7 protein-coding genes and 2 pseudogenes are annotated in these 6,578 nt (G+C 70.1%); 4 read left to right on the top strand and 5 right to left on the bottom strand.

Going from position 1 to position 6,578, the window contains the following annotated elements; translation table 11 throughout:
- Positions 1 to 108, bottom strand: a pseudogene (locus tag FJ694_RS31050) (hypothetical protein); the annotation flags it as partial.
- Positions 109 to 287: 179 nt separating this feature from the next.
- Here FJ694_RS31050 and FJ694_RS36895 point away from each other — a divergent pair.
- The 4 genes and pseudogenes from FJ694_RS36895 to FJ694_RS37700 all read left to right on the top strand — a co-directional run.
- Positions 288 to 983: a hypothetical protein gene (locus tag FJ694_RS36895; protein WP_198321094.1), complete on the top strand. Its 696-nt coding sequence runs from the start codon at positions 288 to 290 to the stop codon at positions 981 to 983.
- Positions 950 to 2,128 (top strand): site-specific integrase, encoded by a 1,179-nt coding sequence (locus FJ694_RS31045; RefSeq protein WP_232540310.1) that lies wholly within the window; start codon positions 950 to 952, stop codon positions 2,126 to 2,128. The genes FJ694_RS36895 and FJ694_RS31045 overlap by 34 nt, the downstream gene beginning before the upstream one ends.
- Positions 2,129 to 2,136: 8 nt before the next feature.
- On the top strand, positions 2,137 to 3,099 hold the full coding sequence (locus FJ694_RS31040) for a tyrosine-type recombinase/integrase (protein WP_232540308.1): 963 nt from the start codon (positions 2,137 to 2,139) through the stop codon (positions 3,097 to 3,099).
- Positions 3,096 to 3,338 (top strand): annotated as a pseudogene (locus tag FJ694_RS37700) (site-specific integrase); the annotation flags it as partial. The gene FJ694_RS31040 and the pseudogene FJ694_RS37700, both read left to right, overlap by 4 nt.
- A 258-nt stretch (positions 3,339 to 3,596) precedes the next feature.
- Here FJ694_RS37700 and FJ694_RS31030 read toward each other — a convergent pair.
- The 4 genes from FJ694_RS31030 to tnpA form a co-directional block, all read right to left on the bottom strand.
- Entirely contained in the window at positions 3,597 to 4,121 is a 525-nt protein-coding gene (locus FJ694_RS31030; RefSeq protein ID WP_157271398.1) for a hypothetical protein, read from the bottom strand.
- 63 nt (positions 4,122 to 4,184) lie between these two features.
- Positions 4,185 to 5,753: an IS66 family transposase gene (gene tnpC, locus FJ694_RS31025; RefSeq protein WP_157271397.1), complete on the bottom strand. Its 1,569-nt coding sequence runs from the start codon at positions 5,751 to 5,753 to the stop codon at positions 4,185 to 4,187.
- Positions 5,754 to 5,821: 68 nt separating this feature from the next.
- Positions 5,822 to 6,169, bottom strand: a complete 348-nt coding sequence (gene tnpB, locus FJ694_RS31020; RefSeq protein ID WP_157271396.1) for an IS66 family insertion sequence element accessory protein TnpB — start codon at positions 6,167 to 6,169, stop codon at positions 5,822 to 5,824.
- Positions 6,166 to 6,576: an IS66-like element accessory protein TnpA gene (gene tnpA, locus FJ694_RS31015; protein ID WP_157271395.1), complete on the bottom strand. Its 411-nt coding sequence runs from the start codon at positions 6,574 to 6,576 to the stop codon at positions 6,166 to 6,168. Before tnpA ends, tnpB begins: the two co-directional genes overlap by 4 nt.
- Positions 6,577 to 6,578 lie beyond the last annotated feature (2 nt).

Raw genomic sequence — 6,578 nt, 5'->3', positions numbered from 1 at the left:
GAGCTTGTGATCGCGGATGTGCTCCTCGATCTCGTAGAGGGCAGCGATCTGGCGCAGGGCCTCGGCGGCCACCCGCGGCTCGGTGTTCTGGGCGTCGAAGAAGTTGCGCCTGCAATGAACCTTATGCGGTGCTCGGCATAAGGTTCATTATCCCGAGCGTGGTTTTATGCAGAGTCGTCGGCCACCACGTGGTCTTTCGCCTTGTGGAGGGCCTTGGCGGCGACTCAGCATAATTCCTGCCATCGTGCCGGTACTCCAGAGCATGAGGGCAGGAGACGACGGTGCAAGTGCCTCTGCACACCCAGTCCAGCGTCGAGGCGTACATCGCTGGGCGCGAGTGGCTCAGCGCCCGCTTGGCCAGCTGCCCGCTTCATCCGGCGGGCGGGTGCTCCTTTGCGCGCCATGGCAGCTATCCGCGGTCAACGCCAGCGGGGTTGCGGGTGGCCCGGTGGTACTGCCCGCAAGGGCATCGCACCTTCAGCCTGCTGCCTGACTTCCTTGCGTCACGTCTGCCGGGACTGCTCGCCTCGATCGAGGACGTCGTGGCCAGGGCCCTGTCTGCCAAGAGCATGGAAGCCGCTGCCAGCTCGCTGCGCGAGTTTGATGTGGCGTTGCCTTCGGCACTGCGCTGGCTGCGACGGCGCATGCGACCGGTCTGCGCGGCCCTTGAGGCGGTGCTGCCTCAGGGTGCGGCCGTCATCGCCGGCAACGCTGGGCGACGCGACGTACTGCTTGCGCTTCGCCGCAGCCTTCCCGAGCAGGTGCTGGGCGTGTTACCGCCGCCGCTGGGCATCCTTGGCACCCTGCGGCCGATTAGCGGCCAACACGACATGGGGCCTGACAGGGTCAGCACGGCACCTTACGGTGACGTACCCGACCTTGCCCGTGCCGCAAGCGTCCTGTGCCGATGCAACCCGTTTGCGCCAACGCCCTTCCCACCGTGCAGAACATGCTGCGCGTGTGGCGTAGCGACCGATGCCTGAGCGACGCCTCGGCCGGGGTGTACCTGCAGTGGATCAAGCGTTTTCGGCGCTACTGCATACAGCACGGCCTGCAAGAAGGCAGTGAGCTGACCCGGGACGGCGCCCGCCGCTTCGTTGCCTGGTACGCCCGCCGCCGCGGACTTGACCAGCGCCGACTACCGCTGGCCGGTTCCGCGCTGCGGGCACTGCATCGCGTCCATGAGGTCATGGGGCTGCCCGTGCCAGCGTGGCAGCAGCCCCAGCCTGCATCCCGGCCCGCATCTGCGCTGCTGTGCGCGTATGCCGATCACCTGGCGCATCAGCGCGGCAATCCCGACAACAGCGTGCGCAAGATGCTGGCCCACGTCGGCATGCTGCTGCAGCACCTTGCCGGGTCCGGCAAGACGTGGCGGCATCTGGCGCTGCCCGACATCGACGCGTTCCTCATCGACTGCTCGCGCCGCTACGCGCGCACGACAACAGCCGGGATCGCCTGCAGCGTGCGCTCCTTTGCCCGCTTCCTGAGGGTCAGCGGCCGCCTCGATGTGGACTTGGCCGAGGCGGTGGTGGCGCCCGTGCAGCGCAAGGACGAGCGTCTGCGGCCGACGCTGCCGTGGCAGGACGTGCAGCGGCTGTTGCGCGCCATTGACACCAGTACAGCGCGAGGGCTTCGCGACCACGCGCTGCTGTTGATGATGAGCACCTACGGGCTGGGCGCCGGCGAGGTCACCGGGCTGGAACTGCACGACATCGACTGGGAGGCCGCCACGGTCAAGGTGACGCGGCCCAAGACCGGCGTGAGCTTCGTGCTGCCGCTGCTGCCGGCAGTGGCCCGGGTGCTGGCGCGCTACCTGCGCCACAGCCGGCCGCCCCACGCACCGACGCGACACCTGTTCGTGGCAATGAGAACGCCGTTCGGTGCGCTCTCGGGTTCGTCGCCCGTGCGGCATATCCTGGCCAGGCACGCCAGGGCTGCGGGCATTGAGGCGCCTTTCCTTGGCAGCCACGTGCTGCGCCACGCCAACGCCGCGCGACAGCTCGACGCAGGCACGCCACCGCAGGTGCTCTCGGGGCTGCTCGGCCACCGGGACGGGGCATCGGTGTCGGCGTACGTGCGCATCGCCACGCAGTCGCTGCGCGAAGTCTCGCTGCCGGTGCCGCGGTGAGGACCACCGTGACGGCCGCCACACTGGAGCGCGACGCGCAGGAGTTCCTGCGCTTCAAGCGCGCTATGGGCATCGCGTATCGGCGCGCCGAGTTCGTCCTCCACGGCTTCGTGTGCTTCGTGGCACAGCACTGGGGACGGCACGGCGCCGTGTCGCTGCAGGAGGCGGTGCTGCGCTGGACCACGCGCACTGCCGGGCGCAAGGCTGTCACGGTGGCCAACGAGTTTGGCGTGGTGCGGCAGCTGTGCCTGTTCCGCCGCCGCCGCGACCCCGGCGGCTACGTGCCCGAGCACGCAATCGCGCCAGTGAAGGAATCGGTGTTCCTGCCGTGCATCTTTACCCATGAGCAGGTGCGCCAGCTGCTGGCGGCGGCCACCGCTCACGAAGGTCGCAGCATGTGGGGCGGGATGCTGCGCGCGCTGGTCCTGGTGCTGTACTGCACCGGCTTGCGGCTCGGGGAGGCGGTGCGGTTGCACGCTGCCGACGTCGATCTCGCACAGGGCATGCTCATCGTGCGGCACAGTAAGGGGCGGTCCCGGATCGTGCCTGTCCGTGCCGACCTGGCGCAGGAGCTGCAGTGCTACGCCCGGTTGCGGCAGCAACTGCTGCAGAGCACGGGATGCGCCGAGCCGCCGGCCTTCTTCCTGCGGCGGGATGGCTCCGCGCTGACTGTGCATTCGGCATCCGACGTGCTGCGCCGCTTCCTGTGCGAACTGGGCATGAAGCCGCCGCGCGGGCGCATAGGCGCGCGGCCTTACGAGTTCCGCCACACCTTCGCAGTGCACCGGCTCACGGCCTGGGCACAGCAAGGTGTGGACGTGCACGCGAGGCTGCCGTGGCTCTCGGCTTACCTCGGGCACCAGAACGTACTGGGCACCGAGGTCTACCTCAAGGCCACGCCCGAGCTGCTGGAGCTGGCGAGCAGGCGGTTCAAGGCCCACGTGCACGGACGCAGGCGTCAACCGCGATGAGCAGGTCCGCGCCAAACACGCTGTTTACGCACATCGAGGCGTTCTTTACCGACTACCTGCCGATGCAGCGCGGCGCCAGCGTGCACACCGTGCGAGCTTATCGCGATGCGCTGACGCTGCTGCTGAGGTTCGCCGCGCAGCGGCTCGGACGCGCGGTGGTCTCACTGGAGCTGGCGGACCTGGACGCAGCAATGGTCATGCGCTTCCTGGACCACATTGAGGCCGAGCGCTCGAACACGGCGGCCACGCGCAACTGCCGCCGCGCGGCGATCCGCAGCTTCTTCAAGCACCTTCTGCGCAACGACCTCATGCATGCGCAGCAGTACGCGCGCGTGCTCGCCATTCCCGCCAAGAAGTCCCGACAGCGTCCGGCTACGTACCTGGAAGCCGACGAGGTGCGCGCCATCGTGGCTGTCCCTGACCGCCGCACTACCCAGGGGTGGCGCGACTACACGGTAAGCGTGGCGCCCGCACCCTACTGGCAGAGACCGCCGAAGTCAGATATCGACGACGTGGCGCAGCAGGCGGAACGGCACTCGCCAGCCCGGGCCGTCCGCGGTTTCCACCGTTGCGCTGCGCTGGTTGATCCGCACGATGGTGCCGATCTGGGTCTGCATGTAGCGGTCCTCGAACGACACCTTCTCGCCGCAGCGGAAGTCATCCCGGCCCGGCTGTGACAGCGCTGCCGGCGTGGGCGGCGCGGCGGTGGAAGCGGTCGGCTGGGCCCCGGCCGGTGGCGGTTCGATGGCGGCGTAGGGCAGCTTCCACTCGCGCCGCGCGTCGGTCTCGTGCAGCGTCACCTGGTGGTCGCGCATGGCCACGACCTTGCCGCTGCGCATGCGCCCGTCGTGCCAGTCGAGGAAGCGCACCGTCTGGCCCAGGTGCATGTGGGCTCGCACGGCGATGATGCGGCGCGGGTCGGCCAGCATGCGGTCGATGATGGTGCTCAACTGGAACAGCTCCAGGCTGCTGGCCTGGCTGAGCGCGTCGATGAGCTTGGGGTTGGGGCCTTGCGTGTCCACCGCCGTCGTCTCCCTGGAGTAGCGCGCCGGCGCACCCGAGCGGCCGGCCTTGGACCGCTATTCTCAGGCGGCCTGGCGCTGCGGCAGCGGCTGGGCGCGGCCGATGTTCCAGGGCAGCAGCTCGTGGACACGGTCGACGCGGTGCTCGGCGATGCGCTCGAACACCGCGCGCAGGTAGGCCTCCGGGTCCAGCCCGTTGAGCTTGGCGCTCTCGACCAGGCTGTACATGGCCGCGGCGCGCTCGCCGCCGGCGTCCGAGCCCATGAAGAGGAAGTTGTTGCGTCCAAGGGCCACCCCGCGCAGGGCGCGCTCGGCCGCCGAGTTGTCGATCTCGATGCGGCCGTCGTCGCGGTAGCGCGTCAGGGCTTGCCAGCGCGTGAGCGAGTACGCGATGGCCTTGGCCAGGTCCGACTTCCTCGACACGCGGCCCAGCATGCCGGTGAGCCAGTCGTGGTACTCCTGCAGCAGTGGACCGGCCCGGGCCTGGCGGTGCGCGCGCCTGACGTCTGGCGGCTGCCCGCGGATGTCCTCCTCGATGGCGTAGAGCGCCTTGATGCGCCGCAGTGCCTGCGCAGCCACCGAGTCCTCGCTGCGCCCGGTGCTGACGTACAGGTCCCACCACGGCCGCCTCGCGTGAGCCCAACAGGCTGCCTCGACGACTTGGCCCTGCTGGTAGAGCCGCAGCCAGCCGCCGTAGCCGTCAGCCTGCAGGATGCCGCGGTACTTCTCCAGGTGCTTGCGCGGGTGGCGGCCTTCACGGTCGGGCGAGTACCGGAACCACGCCGCCGGTGCGTCCTCGCTGGCCGCCGGGCGGTCGTCGCGCACGTAGACCCACAGCCGGCCTTCCTTGGTCTTGCTCTTGCCGGGCGAGAGCACCGGCACGGGCGTGTCGTCGGCGTGCAGCTTCTGGGCGGCCAGCACATAGCGGCCGAGCGCTGCCAGCAGCGGGTCCAGCAGCTTCTCGCCCTGGCCCACCCAGCGCGCCAGCGTGGAGCGGTCGATGTGCACGCCGCTGCGCGCGTTGATGCGGCTTTGCCGGTACAGGGGGATGTGGTCGCAATACTTCGAGACCGTCACGTGGGCCATGAAGGCCGGGCCGGCGATGCCGCGCACGATGGGGCGGCTCGGCGCCTCGGCCTGGAAGATGGCCTGGCACTTCACGCAGGCGAGCTTCGGCCGCACGTGGCGGATGACCTTGAAGCGCGCGGGCACGTACTCCAGCTGCTCCGACACGTCGGCGCCGATGCGCCGCAGCCGGCCGCCGCACGCGCTGCAGCCGCAGGCCTGGCCGGCGCTGTCGTGGTGGGCGTGCGTCGCCGGCGCACGGTGCACCAGCTCCTCGCGCGGCAGGTGCGCGGGCAGGCTGCGGTCCAGGGCCGGCGCATTGGCGGCCGGCGCCGGCGCCACCTTGGGCAGCGGGGGCAGTTCCGGCGGCAGCGGCGCGGCTTCGATGAGCGTGCGCTGCCCGTCGTCGAAGCGCTCGCTGGAAGCGCCGTACTGGTCCCGGATGCGGCGCGCCAACTGCAGCCGCAGCTTCTCGTTCATGAGCTTGAGCAGCACCAGCTCCGCGTCGCGCGCCTCGATGACGCGCAGCAGCGACTCGACGGTGTGGGGCCCAGGCGGCAACGGCATGGCCCCTACTGTGCCGGGCTATGCAGCCGCTGACCAGCGCCTCGTGAGCCGCGTGCAACACGCTCGGCTCAGGCAGCGAGCTCAGGTGTGTGCGTGCGCATCGGCATGCGCCAGTCGATGCCTTCCAGCAGCATCGACAGCTGCGCCGGCGTCAGCGAGACGCTGCCCGAGGTTGCCTGGGGCCAGACGAAGCGCCCGCGTTCGAGCCGCTTGGACAGCAGCAACAGGCCCTGGCCGTCGAACCACAAGACCTTCAGGATGTCGCCGCGGCGGCCGCGGAAGACGAAGACGTGGCCCTCGAACGGGTTCTTCGCCAGCGCCGTCTGCACCATCGCCGCCAGGCCGTCGAAGCCCTTGCGCATGTCGGTGTGGCCGGCTACCAGCCAAACCCGCGTCCCGGCAGGAAGCCCGATCACCGCAGCTCCAGCAGCGCCTGCAACACGCTACGCACGCTAGCCTCGTCCACCACGCCACGCAGCCGCACGAGCGCCGCACCGATCTCGACCTCGATGACGCCCGTGCCCGCGCGCCGCGGCATCGGGGTTGCCGGTGCGCATGCGTGCGGGGCCGCCGATGCAGCGATCGGCTCCTCCACCGTCACGGGCAACAGCACTGTTGCCGGCTCGGCGGGCAGCTGGGCTGCGGCTTGGCGCTCCAGGTGCAGCCGCCGCCAGTTGAAGAGCAGGTTGGCGTTGATGCCATGTTCCTGCGCCAGGGCCGCCACCGACGCCCCGGGCTGCAGGCTGCGCTCGACCAGCTCGCGCTTGAGGGCCGCGCTGTGCCGGCGCCGCGGGGCCCTGTCCGTGATGACTCGCTTGTCCATGT

The organism is Azohydromonas aeria (assembly GCF_009760915.1).
GTDB classification, from domain to species: Bacteria; Pseudomonadota; Gammaproteobacteria; order Burkholderiales; family Burkholderiaceae_C; genus Azohydromonas; species Azohydromonas aeria.
This window is presented reverse-complemented; position numbering and strand designations above follow the sequence as displayed.